Here is a 15,388-nt window from a genome sequence, read left to right as displayed (position 1 = left end):
GGGTCGCATACGACGCGGCGCGGCCGGACCGGCGCGGCGCGCGGCTAGGCTTCGCGTGTGAATCTCGCGACGCTGTGGCGCTGGCGCGCCGCCCTCATGGCCGTGGGCGTCGGCGTCCTCGCCGCGATCCTGCGCCTCGCGTCGCTGTCGGACCCGCACGCGCTGGTCTTCGACGAGGTGTTCTACGCGCGCGGGGCGTACTCGCTCACCGAGCTCGGCTACGAGGGCGACTGGACGGGCGACGACCAGGCCTTCGCCGCGGGCGACACGTCCGGGCTCACCACCGAGGGCGACTTCGTGGTCCATCCCATGGTGGGCAAGCTGCTGATCGCGCTCGGCATCGCGATCTTCGGCAACGACCCGTTCGGGTGGCGCGTGGTCGGCGCGGTGCTCGGCGCGCTCACCGCGGTGCTCGTGGCGCTCGCCGCGCGCCGGCTCTTCCGGTCGACCCTGTGGGGCGGCGTCGCGGGCGTGCTCGTCGCGGTCGACGGCGAGGCCATCGTGCTGTCGCGCACCGCGATCCTCGACGGCTACCTCGCGTTCTTCGTCGCGCTCGGCTTCTTCCTGCTCGTGGTCGACCGCGACCGCACACGCAGGATCCTCGAGGACGGCGTCGCGCGGGTCCGGGACGAGCTCGGCCTGGAGCCCGACGCCCGGGTGCCCGGGCTCGGGCCGCGCACCGGCATCCGCTGGTGGCGGCTCGCGGCGATCGTCGCCTTCGCGCTGGCCGGCTCGGTCAAGTGGTCCGGCTTCTACTTCGCCGCGGTGCTGCTGGTGCTGTCGGTGGTCTGGGACGTCGTGGCGCGGCGCGAGCTGGGATGCGAGCGGTGGTTCGCCGGCGCGTTCGCGCGGGCGGTGCCCGCGGGGCTCTTCACGCTCGTGGCGGTGCCCGTCGTCTACGTCGCGACGTGGGCGAACTGGTTCCTCACGGACGGGTCCTACGACCGCCAGTGGGCCGAGTCCCACCCCGGCGAGGGGCTCACCTGGCTGCCCGACTCCCTCAACTCGCTGGTGCAGTACCACCACCAGATGTGGACGTTCCATACGGGGCTCACCACCGAGCACAACTACATGTCGAACCCGTGGCTCTGGCTGGTCCAGTGGCGGCCCACGGCCTTCTACTTCGAGGACGTGCCGGGCGCGGACTGCGGCGCCGACCGCTGCGTGTCCGCGGTGCACGCGCTCGGCAACCCGCTGCTGTGGTGGCTCGCGACGGCCGCGCTCGTGTGGGCGCTGTGGCGCGTGGTGCGGCGCGGCGACATCCTCGCGCTGTCCGTGTCCGCGGGCGTGCTCGCCGGCTGGGTGCCGTGGCTGCCGTACGCCTACCGCACCATCTTCACGTTCTACTCGGTGGCGTTCATGCCGTTCATGGTGCTCACGCTCGTGTGGGCGCTGCGGCGCATCGCGCAGCCCGAGGAGCTCGAGGGCGGGTGGTCGCGTCGCGGCACGATCGGGGTGGGGCTGATCCTGGCCGCGATCCTGCTGATCTCGGGGCTGTTCGTGCCGCTATGGGTGGGCACACCGATCCCGTTCCGGTACTGGCAGGCCCACATGTGGCTGCCCAGCTGGATCTAGCGCCTCAGCCGTCGCGATGCTCGATGAGGCGCGACAGCACGATCGAGCTGCGCGTCTTGTCCACCTGCGGGGCGAGCCGGACGTGCTCGAGCGCCGCCTCGAGGTCGGACATGGTCGCCGCGCGGAGCCGCACGATCGCGTCCGCCTGACCCGTCACGGTGAAGGCCTCCACCACGTTCGGGATGGCCTTGAGGATGCGCCGCAGCTCGTCGGGCGCGACGGTGCCCGTGCAGAAGATCTCGACGTACGCCTCGGTGCCCGCGCCGTCGAGCTCGGGGTCCAGGCGCACGTGGAAGCCCTGGATGGAGCCGTCGGCCACCATCCGATCCACCCGACGCTTCACCGCCGACGGCGAGAGGCCGATGCGCGCACCCATCTCGGCATAGCTCGCCCGGCCGTCGAGCCGCAGCTCGGCGATGATCCGTCGGTCCAGGTCGTCGAGCGACATTGCAGCTCCCCCCTCGCAAGCAACCTGCAACCGTGCGTTCATTCTTGCACGCAACTCTCGCAATGTGCACAAAAGCCTCATAATTGCGCCGCCTGGGCCCGCGTCCCGGAACCCGGCCGCCACCTCCGGCACCGCGCGCCACGGCGGCGGTAGCGTGAGAGCAGCCGCAGGTCACGGCGGCCCGTCGAGAGGGGAAGCCATGCAGGAGACCAGGAGTCTTGGGTTCGAGATCGATGAGCGCGAGCTGACCGCGCGCGCGGTCACGGCGGTGCGGGTGATGTTCGCCGTGCTCGGCGTCGTCGCGCTCGGCGTCGGCGTCGCGCTGATGGTGTGGCCCGGGCGCACCCTCGCCGTCGGCGCGGTGCTCATCGGCATCTACTTCGCGGTCGCCGGCGTGGCCCGCATCGCGATGGGCGTGGTCGGCTCGGCGCTGTCCGGGGGCCTGCGCGCGCTGGCGATCATCATGGGAGTGCTCATGCTCCTCGCGGGCGTCATCACGCTGCGCAACCTCGAGGCGTCGACGGCGGTGCTGCTGCTCGTGGTCGCCATCACGATCGGCATCGGCTGGATCATCGACGGCATCATGGTGCTCGTCGAGTCCGGCAAGGCGCGCTCGCGGGGCTGGGCCATCGCGTACGGGATCGTGAGCATCCTCGCGGGCGCGGTGGTGCTGGCCTCGCCCGGCCTGACCGCGACCGTGCTGGTGTGGATCGCCGCCGCCGTGTTCGTGGTGCTCGGCATCGTCGGCCTCGTCCGCGCGTTCACGTTCGGCCGCCGCCACGAGGTCGAGCTGTGACGGCCGACTCGCCGGCGCCCGACACCGAGGAGCTGCCCGAGGACGTCGCGCGCGCCGCGGCCGAGCAGGCCGCGCGCCGCGCCGACGAGCCCGCGCCGCTGTGGGTCGACGCCGTCGTGCGCCGTTCGCTGTGGCGCGCGGTGGGCGTGGTGCTCATCGTGCTGCTGGGCCTGTGGATCGCGTTCCAGATGCGCCACCTGCTCGGCATCCTGGTGCTCTCGCTGTTCATCGCGCTCGCGATGCTGCCCGGCGTCACCGGCCTGCACCGGCGCTACGGGATCCGCCGCGGCGCCGCCGTGGGGCTCATGTACCTGGCCGCCGTGCTGCTGGTCGTGTTCATGGTCGCGGTGCTCATCCCGGCGATCGCGAAGTTCGCCGATGCGGTCCACGACAACCTCCCCGGGTGGACGTCCGCGCTGAGCGAGTGGAGCCAGGACGTGCTCGGCGTGCCGGTCGACACCTCGGCGACCGACGAGGCGCTGACGAGCTTCTCCGACCTCGTGCGCACGTGGGCGGACGAGGTGCTCGGCATCGTGACCTCCGGCATCGGACTGATCTTCGACCTCTTCACGGTCGCGACGTTCGCCTTCTACATCGCCGCGCAGTGGCCGCAGATCATGCGCGCCCTCATGTCGCGCATGCCCCCGGCGCGCCAGCGCACGTTCGCGTGGATCGCGGACACGTCGATCGAGCAGACCGGCGGCTACTTCTACTCCCGCCTGCTGCTCATGGGCGTCTGCGGCGGCCTCGGCTTCGTCGTAATGCTGCTCGTGGGGCTGCCGCTCGTCTACGCGATCCCGCTGGCGCTGTTCATGGGCTTCGTGTCGGAGTTCATCCCGTTCATCGGCACGTACATCGGCGCCGCGCTGCCCATCATCATCGTGCTCGCGGTGCAGGGCCTCGTCCCCGCGCTCATCCTGCTCGCGTGGGTGCTCGTCTACCAGCAGGCGGAGAACTACTGGCTGAGCCCGCGGTTCTCGTCGCAGACGATGGAGCTCAACGGCGCCGTCGCCTTCGGCGGCGCGCTGGCGGGCGGCGCGATCGCGGGACCGCTCGGCGCGTTCATGGCGCTGCCGGTCGCGGCGCTCATCACCTCGATCGTCAAGAACTCGGGCCGTACCTACGACGTCATCCCGATCGACTCGGCGAGCGCCGCGGCCGAGCCCGCCGCCGCATCGTCCCCCGCGGACCCGCCCGCCGAGGGCTGACCCGGAGACGACGAAGGCCCCCGGCGAGCGCCGGGGGCCTTCGTACGTCAGGCGAGCGTCAGCTCGCGGCGAGGATGTCCACCACGAACACGAGCGTCGAGTCCGCCGGGATGGTGTCGGACTCCTGGTCGCCGTACGCGAGGTCCGGCGGGATCACGAGGAGCACCTGGCTGCCGACCTTCTGGCCGGCGAGGCCGTCGACCCAGCCGTCGATGAGCGAGCCGGAAGCGAGCGTGAACGAGGTCGCGGCACCGCGGTCCCACGACGAGTCGAACTGGTCGCCGTTCCAGATCCAGCCGGTGTAGTGCACCGTGATCTGGTCGCCCTCCGCGACCTCCTGGCCGTCGCCCTCGATGAGCGGCTGCACCACGAGCTCCTCGGGCTTCTTGCCCGCGTCGGAGAAGTCGATCGACGGCTTGCCGTCGTCGTCGAGCGTGACCGTCGGCAGGTTCTTCGCGGGCTTCACCGCGGTGCCCTCGGCGCGCTCGAGCGGCGTCACGGCGCTCGACGCCGTGACCGCCATGACCACCGCGGCGCCGTCCTCGGAGGAGGTGTCGGGGTAGACGTAGAGGAGGTCGGCGCCGACCTGCTGGCCGATGAGCGCGTCGTAGAGGTCCTCGACGACCTGGCCGTCGGCCATGGTGACGACCTCGGGCGTGCCCGCCTCGAAGGTCGAGTAGATCTGCGAGGCGTCCGTGCCGGAGTAGACGACGTAGTCGAGGGTGACGTTCTGGCCCTCCTCGATGACCTCGCCGTCGCCGTCCGCGATGTGGCGCGTGGCGATGTCGGTGACGGTCAGCGGGGTGTCGAAGGCGAGCACGGGCACGCCGTCCTCGTCCGTCCACTCGATGGTCTCGAGCGCCGCGGCGTCGGCCGCCGGGTCGACGGCGACGGCGTCGGTCGAGGCCGAGGCGGACGGCGACGCGTCCGACTCCGAGGCCGGGCTGCACGCGGCCAGGCCGAGCACGGCGATCGAGCCGAGCACGACGGCGGTGAGCGCGTTCTTCTTCATGGATCTCCTCACGGGGGTCGTCCGCGTCGGTCGCGGCGGCGAGCGGCACGCGGGATCGACCCGGTAACCGATGAGCCCTCGCGAAGGTTCCCGGTCCGGCCGCATCCTTATGCGACCGTGACCTCGCGCGCGAGTGCCCGATCAGCGTACCCGCCGATCCTGTGAGGTCGCTGTGACCCTCGCGGGCTCAGGCCTCCCGGTGGACCACCTGCGCCGACGTCTGCGCCGTGGCGAGCATGAGGATCTGGTCGATGTTGACGTGCTTGGGGCGCGAGGCGACCCAGCGCACGGCCTCGGCGATGTCCTCCGCGCTCATCGGCGTGACGCCCTCGTAGACCTTCGCGGCCTTCTCCGCGTCGCCGCCGAAGCGCACGAGCGAGAACTCGGTCTCGACCATGCCCGGGTCGATCTCCGACACGCGGACGGGCTGGCCGAGCAGCTCGATGCGCAGCACGCGGGTCATCGCCGCGACCGCGTGCTTGGCCGCGTTGTAGCCGCCGCCGCCCTTGTAGGGCTCGCGGGCCGCGATCGAGCCGATGTTGATGACCTGGCCGTCGCCCGACGCGACGAGCTTGGGCAGCAGCGCCTTCGTGACGCGGAGGGTGCCGAGCACGTTGACGTCGTACATCCACTGCCACTCGTCGACGTCGCCCTCGGCGATCGAGGAGGTGCCGAGCGCGCCGCCCGCGTTGTTGAGCAGGAGGTCGCACGACCCGATCGCCTCGCAGAAGGCGTCCACCGACTCCTGGTCGGTCACGTCGAGGCGCAGCGCGGTGCCGCCGATCTCCTCGGCGAGCGCCTCGAGGCGGTCGGTGCGGCGGGCGCCGAGCACGACGTGCCAGCCGTCCGCGGCGAGGGCCCGCGCGCTGGCCGCGCCGATCCCGCTGCTCGCTCCGGTGACGACCGCCGTCCGCTGTGCCATCTCTGCTCTCCGTTCTCGTGTGGATGCCTGCCGGTTCCCGGCGGCCTGCGACCACTATGGCTGGCCGGGCCCCGGGGAGCCAGGGCCAGTCGACGCCCGGCACCGGGTGCCACAGTGTTTCCCCGGCGTAACGCCTGGCCCCTCGGAACGTCCGCCGGTGGACCTGGCCCGCGCGCGTGGGAGCCAGGAGGATCGGCGCATGGCTCGGAGGTGCGGATGACGGTGGCGGCATGGCTCGTCGCGGGCGCGGTGGTGGTGCTCGCCACGGTGGTGCAGGCGGCGACCGGGATGGGGTTCGGCATCGTCGCGGTGCCGCTGCTCGTGCTGGTCGCGCCGGAGCTCGGCATCGGCGCGGTCCTCGCGATCACCGTCGTCGTGATGGTCGTCGCCGCCTGGACCGAGCGCCGCTGGCTCGACCGCCGCGACCTCCTCCGGGCGTCCGTGGCGGCCGTGCCCGGCATCGTCGTCGGCACGGTCGTCGCGCAGGTCACCCCGGCCGCCGCGACCCAGGTGGTCGTCGGCGCGGTCGTGGTCGCCGCATCGGCGCTGTCGCTCGTCGCGTGGCGCGCCCGCATGACCCCGACGACCGTCGCGGTCGCCGGCGGCCTCGGCGGCGCGCTCACGCCGATCGCCGCCCTGCCCGGCCCGCCGATGGCGGTGGTCTACCGTCCGGCCGAGGTGAGGACGATGCGCGCGACGCTGTCCGCGTACTTCGCGGTGACGTCGGTGCTGTCGCTCGTCTCGCTATCCTTGTCCGCGGGCAGGGCCGGAGCGGGTCCGCTCGGACTCGACGCGCTGGCCGGGCTCGCGCTCACGCCCGCCGTGATCATCGGCGCGGCCGTGGCGGCACCCCTCGTGAGAAGGATCCCCGCCGGTGCGGTGCGCACCGCGGCCCTCGTGCTGTCGCTCGTGTCCGGAGCGGTGCTGGCCGCGCGCGGGATCGTCGCGTGAGCCCGGCCCAGGAGGGACGCATGACCAGCGAACGCGAGATCGAGACCGACGAGGCATTCGGCGACCGCGCGCGCCAGTACCTCGACCCCGACAGCCGCGAGCCGCTCTTCCAGCAGGTGCGCCGCTTCCTCGAGCAGTCGCTGCTCGAGGGACGGTTCAAGCCGCACCGCCCCCTGCCATCGTCGCGCCACCTCGCAGGCGTGCTCGGGGTCTCGCGCAACACGGTCTCGGCGGCGTACCAGGAGCTCACGGCGCTCGGGCTCATCGAGTCGCGCCCGCGCTCGGGCCTCTACCCCGCCGCCGAACGCCTCGCGACGGCCCAGCCCGGCGCATCGTCCGCTCCCCAGCCGGCCCGCGCGCCGCACCACCGCTCGGTGCCCACCGGCCAGGTCGACTGGCAGGCGCGCCTGCCGCGCCCGCTGGGCGAGGACCTCCACCACGCCGCGGCGCACCCGGACTGGAACCGCTACCCCTTCCCGTTCCTGCCCGGTCAGCCCGAGCTGTCGTCCTTCCCCGCCCGCGCCTGGCTGAGGGCGCTCAACGACGCCCTCGCCGGGCCTCACATGGCGGCGAGCCTGCGCGACTCGGTCGACGCGGACGACGAGCTGCTCGTCAAGGCGATCTGCCGCGAGATCCTGCCGCCGCGCGGCATGTCGGTGAGCCCGTCCGAGGTCATCATCACCAACGGCGCGCAGCAGGCGCTGTCGATGCTCGCGGACCTCCTGATCCAGCCCGGCAACACCGTGAGCGTGGAGAACCCCGGCTACGTCGACGCGTGGCACATCTTCCGCAACGCGGGCGCGACGCTGCACCCCGTCGAGGTCGACGCCTCGGGCGCGCGCGTGTCGAAGGCCGACGCCGCGCGGTCGGAGTTCGTCTACCTCACCCCCAGCCACCACCACCCGACCTCGGTCACGACCTCCTACTCGCGCCGCGCGGCGATCCTGCGCGCGGCCCAGTCCGAGGACGCGCTCATCATCGAGGACGACTTCGACTCGGAGGTCCGCTTCAAGGGCCGGCCCACGCCGTCGCTCAAGTCGCTCGACCGCACCGGTCGCGTCATCTACGTGGGCACGTTCTCGAAGTTCGTGGCGCCGGGCCTGCGGCTCGGTTTCGTCGTGGCCGATGCGGCGCTCATCGCCGCGCTCCGGGAGCGCCGGCGGTACCTCACCAAGCATCCGTCGGGCCACCTCCAGCGGGCGCTCGGGCTCTTCATCGAGTCCGGCGAGTACCACCGGGCGCTGCGCCAGCACCGCCGCCACCTGGTCCGCAAGTGGGAGACCGTCACCGAGGAGCTCGAGCGGCACCTGCCGTTCCCGCTGGGTCCCGTGCCCGCGGGCGGGCTCAGCGTGTGGGTGACGGGCCCCGAGGAGTTCGACGGCACCCGCACCGCGGCCCTCGCGCGCGGCAAGGGCGTGCTGGTCGACGCCGGCGAGCGCTTCTACCTCGAGGGCGCGCGACGGAACCACATCCGCGTGGGCTTCAACACGATCCCGCTGCAGGCGATCCCGCGCGGCATCGAGCTGCTGGGCGAGGCGATCCGCGAGCAGCTCGCGGAGTAGCGCCGGGCGCCCGGAGAGACGAAGGGAGGGGGCGGTGCTGGGCCCGCCCCCTCCCGGTCTCGCGTCGGATCAGACCGCGACGGCCTCGCGCACGCCCTCGTAGGCCGCGTCCGCGACCTCGAGCGCCTCGTCGAGGATCTCGAGACCCTCACGGGCCTCCTCGTCGGTGATCGAGCACGGCGGCACGATGTGGATCCGGTGGAACTGGTTGAACAGCAGCAGGCCCGCCTCGCGCGCCGCGGCGAGCACGCCGGTGACGGCCGGGGCCGCGCCGCCGTAGGGCGCCAGCGGCTCCTTGGTCGCACGGTCCTTGACCAGGTCGAGCGCCCAGAAGACACCCAGGCCGCGGACCTCGCCGATCGACGGGTGGCGGTCCTGCATCGCGCGCAGCTCGGGGCCGAAGACCTCGGCGCCCACGCGGGCCGCGTTCTCCACGACCTGCTCCTCGTGCATCGCCTCGATGGTCGCGACGGCGGCCGCCGCGGCCAGCGGGTGGCCCGAGTAGGTGAGCCCGCCCGGGTAGGCGCGCTCGTCGAACGTCGCCGCGATCTCGTCGCGGATGATGACGCCGCCCATGGGCACGTAGCCGGAGTTCACGCCCTTCGCGAACGTGATGAGGTCCGGGGTGATGCCGTAGTGGTCGATCGCGAACCAGGCGCCGGTGCGGCCGAAGCCGGCCATCACCTCGTCGCAGATCATGACGATGCCGAAGCGGTCGCACAGCTCCCGCACACCCGCGAGGTAGCCCGGCGGCGGGGGCATGATGCCGGACGTGCCGGGCACGGTCTCGAGGACGATGGCCGCGATGGTGCCGGGGCCCTCGAACGTGATCATCTGCTCGAGGTGCTCGAGCGCGCGGTCGCACTCCTCCTGCTCGGTGGTCGCGTTGAACGCCGAGCGGTAGAGGAACGGCCCGAAGAAGTGGACCGTGCCGGCGGGCACGAACTCGTTCGGGAACCGGCGCGGGTCGCCCGTCACCTGGATGGCCGTCGCGGTGGAGCCGTGATAGCTGCGGTACTGCGACATCACCTTGGTGCGGCCCGTGTGCAGGCGTGCCATGCGGATCGCGTTCTCGATCGACTCGGCGCCGCCGTTGGTGAAGAACACCTTGTTCATGCCCTCGGGCGCGAGGTCGGTGATGAGCTTCGCGGCGAGCGAGCGCTTGTCGTTGGCGTGCGCCGGGGCGATGGTCGCGAGGGTCGCGGCCTGCTCCTGGATCGCGGCGACGACCTTCGGGTGCTGGTGGCCCACGTTCGTGTAGACCAGCTGCGACGAGAAGTCGAGGTACCTGTTGCCGTCGGCGTCCCACAGGTAGGAGCCCTCGCCGCCGGTGATCACCATGGGGTCGAGCGCCTTCTGCGCGGACCACGAGTGGAACACGTGGGCACGGTCGAGCGCGTAGGCCTCGCGGCCAGCGGGGTCGTGGGGGATGGGCATCTCAGCCTCCTTCAGAGGGACCGGGTCAGACGGTCGCGTGGACCGGGGACGGGAAGTGGACGCCGCCGACGACGGTGCCGAGGACGTTGATGTCGCGCAGCTCCTTGACCTCGGCGACCTCGAACGGGTCGCGGTCGAGGACCGCGAAGTCCGCGTACTTGCCGGGGACGATCGAGCCGACCAGGTGGTCGAGCTTGAGCAGGTAGGCCGGTCCGATCGTGATGGCCTCGAGGGCCTCCTTCACCGAGATGCGCTCGGCGTCGCCCCAGCTCCGGCCCGTGGGGGTGCGGCGCTCGGCCGCGTACGACGCGGTCGCCAGCGGGTCGAGCGGCGTCACGGGGGTGTCGCAGTGGAGGGCGATCTTGACGCCCGAGTCGAGCGCGGTGCGGGCCGCGTTCATGCGCTGCACGCGGTCCGGCCCCACCGTGAGGTCGATGTGCTGGTCGCCCCAGTACCAGATGTGGTTGGAGAAGATGTTGGCGCCCATGCCCAGCTCGGCCATGCGCTTGTACTGGGCGCGGGTGGTGAGCTGCGAGTGGGTGACGGTGTGGCGGTGGTTCCAGCGCGGGGACTCCGCGAGGACCTCCTCGACGGCGTTGCAGAAGACCTCGGTCGCCTCGTCGCCGTTGCAGTGCACGTGGATGTTGAGGCCGGCCTTGTGGAAGGCGCTCACCTGCGCGCGGAACGTCTCGGCGTCGGTGTTCCAGATGCCGTCGTCGTGGCCGCACACGTAGCCCGGGTCCTGCAGCTTCGCGGTGTGCTGCTGGATCGAGCCGTCGAGCATGAGCTTGACCGTGCCCAGGTGGAGCTTGGCGTTGCCCTTGCCCTGGACCGACTTCACGAGCGCGGCCATGCCCTCGGCCTCCTCGGCGGACCTCGTCATGCCGCCGAAGGTCGCGGGCACGAGGCGCAGCGAGAAGTCCTCGCGGCCGGTGACCTCCGCCAGCAGCTCGAGGCCGCCGGGACGCACCGCATCGAAGTTTGCGAGGTCCGTCGCGGTGGTGCAGCCGTGGTTGCGGGCGTCCGCGGCGAAGTCGTACATGCCCTGCTCCGACGTCATGCCCTTGGAGAAGTCCATGCCCAGCGCGGCCATCACGGGCATCATCGCGCCCATCTCCTGCAGCTCGCCGGTGGGCAGGCCGTCCGCGCCCTTGACGACGCCCTCGATGTCGGTGTCGGCGCCGTAGCCGGCCTTCTCGAGCAGCACGGAGTTGGCGGTGGCGACGTGGCCGCTCGCGTGGATCACGTAGATGCCGCGCGTCGCGCTCACGGAGTCGAGCGCGTGGCGGTCGAGCGTCTCGCCCGGGTGGAACAGCATGTCCAGGCCGCGGGCGTTGAGGACCTCACCCTCGGGCAGCGCCGCGTCCCACGCCTTCAGGGCGTCGAGGACGCCCTGCCACGACTGTGCGCCCGCGAGGGGCGTGCCGTCGGGGGTCATCCGCGGGAAGTAGCCCAGGTAGAACGGGCTGTCCATGCCGGCGCCCATGTGGGAGTGCGCCTCGACGAAGCCGGGTGCGAGCACCTGGTCGGCGTAGCGGTCGTCGACCTCGGCGCCGGGGTACGTCGCGAGCAGCACCTCGGGGGTGCCGACGGCGAGGATCGTGGCGCCGCGGACCGCGACGGCGGTGCCGGTGGGCACCGCATCGTCCATCGTGCGGACGAGCTTGGCGGTGAGGATCGTGACGGTCTCGGTCATGGCTTCTCCTTGGTTCAGACGGTGGTGGACGATGCGGGACGCAGGCCGAGGCGCAGCGCCTCCTGGCCCTCGCCGGGACGGTGGCAGGCGACGAGGTGGCCGCCGTGGGAATCGGCCGCGACGTCGCTGTGGACCAGCGGCGGCGCCTCGGTCCGGCACTTCTCGGTGGCGAGCCAGCAGCGGCTCGCGAAGGCGCAGCCGGTCGCCCGCTGCGTGGGGCTCGGCGGGTCGCCCTGGAGGATGATCCGCTCGCGCCTGCCCGCGTCGGGGTCCGGCACGGCCGACAGCAGCGCCGCCGTGTACGGGTGGAGCGGGTCGGCGAGCACCTGCGCCGCGGGCCCCACCTCGACGATGCGGCCGAGGTACATGACCGCGACCCGGTGCGAGAGGTGGCGGATCACCGCGAGGTTGTGCGAGATGAACATGTAGGTGAGCTGCTTGCTCTCCTGCAGCTCGAGGAGCAGGTTGAGGATCTGCGCCTGGATCGACACGTCGAGCGCGCTGGTGGGCTCGTCGAGCACCACGAGCTCGGGCTCGGTCGCGATCGCACGGGCGATCGCGATGCGCTGGCGCTGGCCGCCGGAGAACTCGTGAGGGAAGCGGCCCGCGGCGCCGTCGGGCGCGCCGACCGCCTCGAGGGCGGCGAGCGCCCGCTCCTTCGCCTCGCGGCGCGGCACGCCCGCGGCGAGCAGCGGCTCCATGACCGAGCGCAGCACCTTGTAGCGCGGGTCGAGCGAGTCGTTGGGGTCCTGGAAGACCATCTGGGCGCGCTGACGGTGGGCGCGGAGGCGGCCGCCCCGCATGGCCAGCGCATCGGCCCCGTCGAAGCGGATCTCGCCGGCGGTGGGCTTGCGGAGCAGCAGCGCGGCGCGTGCGAGCGTCGACTTGCCGCAGCCGGACTCGCCGACGATGCCGAGCGTCTCCCCGCGCTGCACCTCGAGGGTGACGCCGTCGAGCGCGTGCACGGTGCGCCCGCCCGACGCCGGGAACTCCTGGCGGATGCCGTTGAGCGTCATGAGCGGCTCCGCCGCCTGCTCGGGGCGGGGGGTGAGGTCGAGGTCCGTGAGGGTCATGCCGTCACCTCCGTGCGCGTCGTGAGAGAGAGCTCGGTGCTGCGCCAGCAGCGGGCCGTGTGGTCGGGTGCCACCTGCACCAGCGGCTGGGGCGCGGCGCACGCGTCCGTCGCGAACGCGCATCGTGCCGCGAACCGGCACCCGGCGGTGGCACGGTCGGAGTCGCGGACGCCGCCGGCGATCATCGGCAGGTCCTCGCGGGCCGCGGTGGTGGTCGTGGGGATCGAGGCGACGAGGGCCGCGGTGTACGGGTGGGAGGGGTTCGCCAGCACCGCGGCGGGCTCGCCTTCCTCGACGATCTCGCCGGCGTACATCACGACCACCCGGTCGCAGGTCTGCGCGATGACGCCGAGGTCGTGGCTGATGAGCAGCACGCCCGCGCCGGTGGTGCGGCGCATCTGGTCGAGCAGATCGAGGATCTGGGCCTGGACGGTGACGTCGAGGGCCGTGGTCGGCTCGTCCGCGACGAGCAGCTGCGGGTTCGCGGCGAGGGCCATCGCGATGACGATGCGCTGGCGCATGCCGCCGGACATCTGGTGGGGGAACTGCCTGGCGCGCAGCTCGGGCTCGGGCACCTGGACCAGGCGGAGCAGCTCGAGCGCGCGGGCGTGGGCGGCCTTCTTGTCGGCGAGGCCGTGCACGAGCAGCACCTCGGCGATCTGGGCGCCCACCCGCATGCACGGGTTGAGCGCGGACATCGGCTCCTGGAACACCATCGAGGCGACGCGGCCGCGCACCTCGTTCCAGTCCTCCTCGTCGGCGTCGCCCATGGGCCGGGAGCCGACGTCGAGGCGGGCGGCCTCGACGCGGGCGGTGCTGGGAAGGAGGCCCAGCACGGCGAAGCCGATGCTCGACTTCCCGCACCCGGACTCGCCGATGACGCCCAGGATCTCGCCGGGCCCGACCCGCAGGTCGACCCCGGAGACGACGGGGGTGCCGCCGCCGTAGCTGATGCTGAGGTCCTCGACGGCGAGCGCGTCGGTGGTGGCGATCGTCGCGGTCATGGCGTCCTCCTCTGACTGGTGCGTGGGTTGCGGTGGGGTCCCGGCGGGCGGGCGGCTGAGGGGAGCCGCCCGCCCGCCGGAGGGTTCAGGAGGTCTTCGCCGTGGTGGCGAGACCCTCGCGGTAGGTGTACGGGTCGACCTCGTAGCCGGTCACGGTGTCGCCCCAGACCTCGTAGCGCTGCGGGCCGGTGTAGGCGACGAGCACGTTGACGTTCTCGGCGACCGCGGCCTCGAGCTGCGCGAGGACCTCGGCCCGCTCGGCCTCATCGAAGGTCGAGCGCAGCTGCATGTACAGCGCGACCTCGGGCGAGGTCTCGTCGACCGTGGTGACCATCGGCAGGCCCGGGGTCAGGACGGTGGCGAAGTACGCCGACGGGTCCGGCATGTAGACGCCGGGGACGAGGACCAGGCCGGTCCAGGTGCCGCCGATGTAGGACTGCAGCACCTCGGTCCAGGGCTTGCCCACGAGCTCGAGCGTGATGCCGGCCTCGGCAAGCTGCTGCTTGAGCACCTCGACCATCGGCACGTCGAGCGCGAAGGCCGCGTCCGAGGCGTAGGTGAGGGTGATGGTCGGGCTGGTCTCGCCCGCCTCGGCGAGCAGCGCCTTGGCGCCCTCGACGTCGTGCGTGTAGTTCGGGGTGGACTCGTCGGGCGCGATGCCCCACGGGTCGCCGACCGGCACCACGAGGCTGGGCTCGGCCATGCCGCCCATCGCGAAGTCGATGAGGGCCTGGCGGTCCATGGCCTTCGACACGGCCTGGCGCACCTTGACGTCCGCGAGCGGGCCGTCGGAGGCGTTGACGTACATCGTGAGCGAGCGGGTCGCGGCGTTCTCGCCGACCGTGTAGCCCTCGGCCTCGAGCGACTGGACCTGGATCGGGTCGCGGAACCAGGCCATGTCGGTGCCCGAGCCCTGGCGCAGCTGGGCGGCGCGCGCGTTCTCGTCGCCGATGAAGTCGAACTCGAGCGTGTCGACCTCGGGGCCCTCGCCCCAGTAGGACTCGTTGGCGGTGAAGGTCATGGAGACCTGGTCCTGCCACTCGTCGAGCACGAACGGGCCCGTGCCGAGCGCGGAGGTCTGACGCTCCTCCTCCGAGGTGGCCTCGTACCAGGCCTGGTTGACGATGACCATGCCCCGGTAGGACAGGACGTTGAGGATCGTGGCGTCCGGCACCAGCGTCGTCAGCTGCACGGTCGCGTCGTCGACCGCGGTGATCTGGTCCACCGTCGGGAAGTAGCTCGCGCCGGCCTGCGAGGCGCGGATCTGCTCGAGCGAGTAGACCACGTCGTCGGCGGTCAGCGGCGTGCCGTCCGAGAACGTCACACCCTCGCGCAGCGTGAAGGTGTAGGTGAGGTCGTCGACCTGCTCCCACGACTCGGCGAGCCACGGGATGACCGTGCCGTCGGCGTCCTTGGCGAGCAGGGGCTCGTAGATCTGGACGAGCGCGTTCGAGTTCGCGAAGGCCTGCGCGACGTACGGGTCAAGCCCGCCGGCGAGCGGCTGGACGTCGCTCGCGTAGACGAGCGCGCCTCCCTCGACGGCCGGCAGCGGCTCGGACGACTCGGCGGCGCCGGTCTCGGAGCCGCTCGCGCAGGCGGCGAGCGAGAGGCCGAGCACAGCCACGGCGGCCGTGGCGGCGATCCCTCGGGTGATGGTCCTCATGATGCGGGTCTCCTCCTTGGATGGGGATGGGACGGGGCGCG

The 15,388-nt window shown here is 72.3% G+C and carries 13 protein-coding genes; 5 read left to right on the top strand and 8 right to left on the bottom strand.

Going from position 1 to position 15,388, the window contains the following annotated elements:
• Window positions 1–57: 57 nt before the first annotated feature.
• The gene (locus AOM02_RS02930) at window positions 58–1,575 is read left to right on the top strand and encodes a dolichyl-phosphate-mannose--protein mannosyltransferase (RefSeq protein WP_062296476.1); all 1,518 of its coding nucleotides are present in this window, start codon (window positions 58–60) and stop codon (window positions 1,573–1,575) included.
• A gap of 4 nt (window positions 1,576–1,579) precedes the next feature.
• Here AOM02_RS02930 and AOM02_RS02925 read toward each other — a convergent pair whose 3' ends face one another.
• A complete protein-coding gene (locus AOM02_RS02925) occupies window positions 1,580–2,023 on the bottom strand; it encodes an Lrp/AsnC family transcriptional regulator (protein ID WP_062296474.1) in 444 nt (147 codons plus the stop codon).
• A 199-nt stretch (window positions 2,024–2,222) separates the two neighbouring features.
• On the opposite strand from AOM02_RS02925, the gene AOM02_RS02920 reads away from it, so the two are divergent.
• Both AOM02_RS02920 and AOM02_RS02915 read left to right on the top strand, forming a co-directional pair.
• Window positions 2,223–2,819, top strand: a complete 597-nt coding sequence (locus tag AOM02_RS02920) for an HdeD family acid-resistance protein (protein WP_062296472.1) — start codon at window positions 2,223–2,225, stop codon at window positions 2,817–2,819.
• Complete coding sequence (locus AOM02_RS02915) at window positions 2,816–4,027, top strand: AI-2E family transporter (RefSeq protein WP_062296470.1); 1,212 nt, start codon at window positions 2,816–2,818, stop codon at window positions 4,025–4,027. Before AOM02_RS02920 ends, AOM02_RS02915 begins: the two co-directional genes overlap by 4 nt.
• Before the next feature lie 58 nt (window positions 4,028–4,085).
• On the opposite strand, the gene AOM02_RS02910 is transcribed toward AOM02_RS02915, so the two are convergent.
• Complete coding sequence (locus tag AOM02_RS02910; RefSeq protein WP_062296468.1) at window positions 4,086–5,039, bottom strand: FKBP-type peptidyl-prolyl cis-trans isomerase; 954 nt, start codon at window positions 5,037–5,039, stop codon at window positions 4,086–4,088.
• A 187-nt stretch (window positions 5,040–5,226) separates the two neighbouring features.
• Window positions 5,227–5,961 carry an SDR family NAD(P)-dependent oxidoreductase gene (locus AOM02_RS02905; protein ID WP_062296466.1) on the bottom strand — a complete coding sequence of 245 codons (735 nt, stop codon included), beginning with the start codon at window positions 5,959–5,961 and terminating at the stop codon, window positions 5,227–5,229.
• Window positions 5,962–6,177: 216 nt separating this feature from the next.
• On the opposite strand from AOM02_RS02905, the gene AOM02_RS02900 reads away from it, so the two are divergent.
• Both AOM02_RS02900 and pdxR read left to right on the top strand, forming a co-directional pair.
• Window positions 6,178–6,912, top strand: a complete 735-nt coding sequence (locus tag AOM02_RS02900; RefSeq protein WP_062296463.1) for a TSUP family transporter — start codon at window positions 6,178–6,180, stop codon at window positions 6,910–6,912.
• 20 nt (window positions 6,913–6,932) lie between these two features.
• A complete protein-coding gene (gene pdxR / locus AOM02_RS02895; protein WP_062296462.1) occupies window positions 6,933–8,474 on the top strand; it encodes a MocR-like pyridoxine biosynthesis transcription factor PdxR in 1,542 nt (513 codons plus the stop codon).
• Window positions 8,475–8,543: 69 nt separating this feature from the next.
• Here the strand turns inward: pdxR and AOM02_RS02890 are convergent, their stop codons facing one another.
• The 5 genes from AOM02_RS02890 to AOM02_RS02870 all read right to left on the bottom strand — a co-directional run bounded on the left by AOM02_RS02890 (window position 8,544) and on the right by AOM02_RS02870 (window position 15,347).
• Complete coding sequence (locus AOM02_RS02890) at window positions 8,544–9,911, bottom strand: aspartate aminotransferase family protein (protein WP_062296460.1); 1,368 nt, start codon at window positions 9,909–9,911, stop codon at window positions 8,544–8,546.
• Window positions 9,912–9,936: 25 nt separating this feature from the next.
• Window positions 9,937–11,607 carry an amidohydrolase gene (locus AOM02_RS02885; RefSeq protein WP_062296454.1) on the bottom strand — a complete coding sequence of 557 codons (1,671 nt, stop codon included), beginning with the start codon at window positions 11,605–11,607 and terminating at the stop codon, window positions 9,937–9,939.
• 14 nt (window positions 11,608–11,621) lie between these two features.
• Window positions 11,622–12,680: an ABC transporter ATP-binding protein gene (locus AOM02_RS02880; protein WP_062296452.1), complete on the bottom strand. Its 1,059-nt coding sequence runs from the start codon at window positions 12,678–12,680 to the stop codon at window positions 11,622–11,624.
• The gene (locus tag AOM02_RS02875; RefSeq protein WP_062296450.1) at window positions 12,677–13,684 is read right to left on the bottom strand and encodes an ABC transporter ATP-binding protein; all 1,008 of its coding nucleotides are present in this window, start codon (window positions 13,682–13,684) and stop codon (window positions 12,677–12,679) included. Before AOM02_RS02875 ends, AOM02_RS02880 begins: the two co-directional genes overlap by 4 nt.
• A gap of 85 nt (window positions 13,685–13,769) precedes the next feature.
• Window positions 13,770–15,347, bottom strand: a complete 1,578-nt coding sequence (locus tag AOM02_RS02870) for an ABC transporter substrate-binding protein (RefSeq protein ID WP_062296448.1) — start codon at window positions 15,345–15,347, stop codon at window positions 13,770–13,772.
• Window positions 15,348–15,388 lie beyond the last annotated feature (41 nt).

The organism is Demequina maris, from assembly GCF_000971155.1.
In the GTDB taxonomy this organism is placed as follows: domain Bacteria; phylum Actinomycetota; class Actinomycetes; order Actinomycetales; family Demequinaceae; genus Demequina; species Demequina maris.
The sequence above is the reverse complement of the archived record's forward strand: the minus strand, read 5'-3'. Positions and strand labels throughout refer to the sequence as shown.

Coding starts and splice junctions, on each gene's coding strand:
- AOM02_RS02925 (WP_062296474.1), bottom strand. CDS start 2,023: ATGTCGCTCGACGACCTGGACCGACGGATCATCGCCGAGCTGCGGCTC.
- AOM02_RS02920 (WP_062296472.1), top strand. CDS start 2,223: ATGCAGGAGACCAGGAGTCTTGGGTTCGAGATCGATGAGCGCGAGCTG.
- AOM02_RS02910 (WP_062296468.1), bottom strand. CDS start 5,039: ATGAAGAAGAACGCGCTCACCGCCGTCGTGCTCGGCTCGATCGCCGTG.
- AOM02_RS02905 (WP_062296466.1), bottom strand. CDS start 5,961: ATGGCACAGCGGACGGCGGTCGTCACCGGAGCGAGCAGCGGGATCGGC.
- AOM02_RS02900 (WP_062296463.1), top strand. CDS start 6,178: ATGACGGTGGCGGCATGGCTCGTCGCGGGCGCGGTGGTGGTGCTCGCC.
- pdxR (WP_062296462.1), top strand. CDS start 6,933: ATGACCAGCGAACGCGAGATCGAGACCGACGAGGCATTCGGCGACCGC.
- AOM02_RS02890 (WP_062296460.1), bottom strand. CDS start 9,911: ATGCCCATCCCCCACGACCCCGCTGGCCGCGAGGCCTACGCGCTCGAC.
- AOM02_RS02885 (WP_062296454.1), bottom strand. CDS start 11,607: ATGACCGAGACCGTCACGATCCTCACCGCCAAGCTCGTCCGCACGATG.
- AOM02_RS02880 (WP_062296452.1), bottom strand. CDS start 12,680: ATGACCCTCACGGACCTCGACCTCACCCCCCGCCCCGAGCAGGCGGCG.
- AOM02_RS02875 (WP_062296450.1), bottom strand. CDS start 13,684: ATGACCGCGACGATCGCCACCACCGACGCGCTCGCCGTCGAGGACCTC.
- AOM02_RS02870 (WP_062296448.1), bottom strand. CDS start 15,347: ATGAGGACCATCACCCGAGGGATCGCCGCCACGGCCGCCGTGGCTGTG.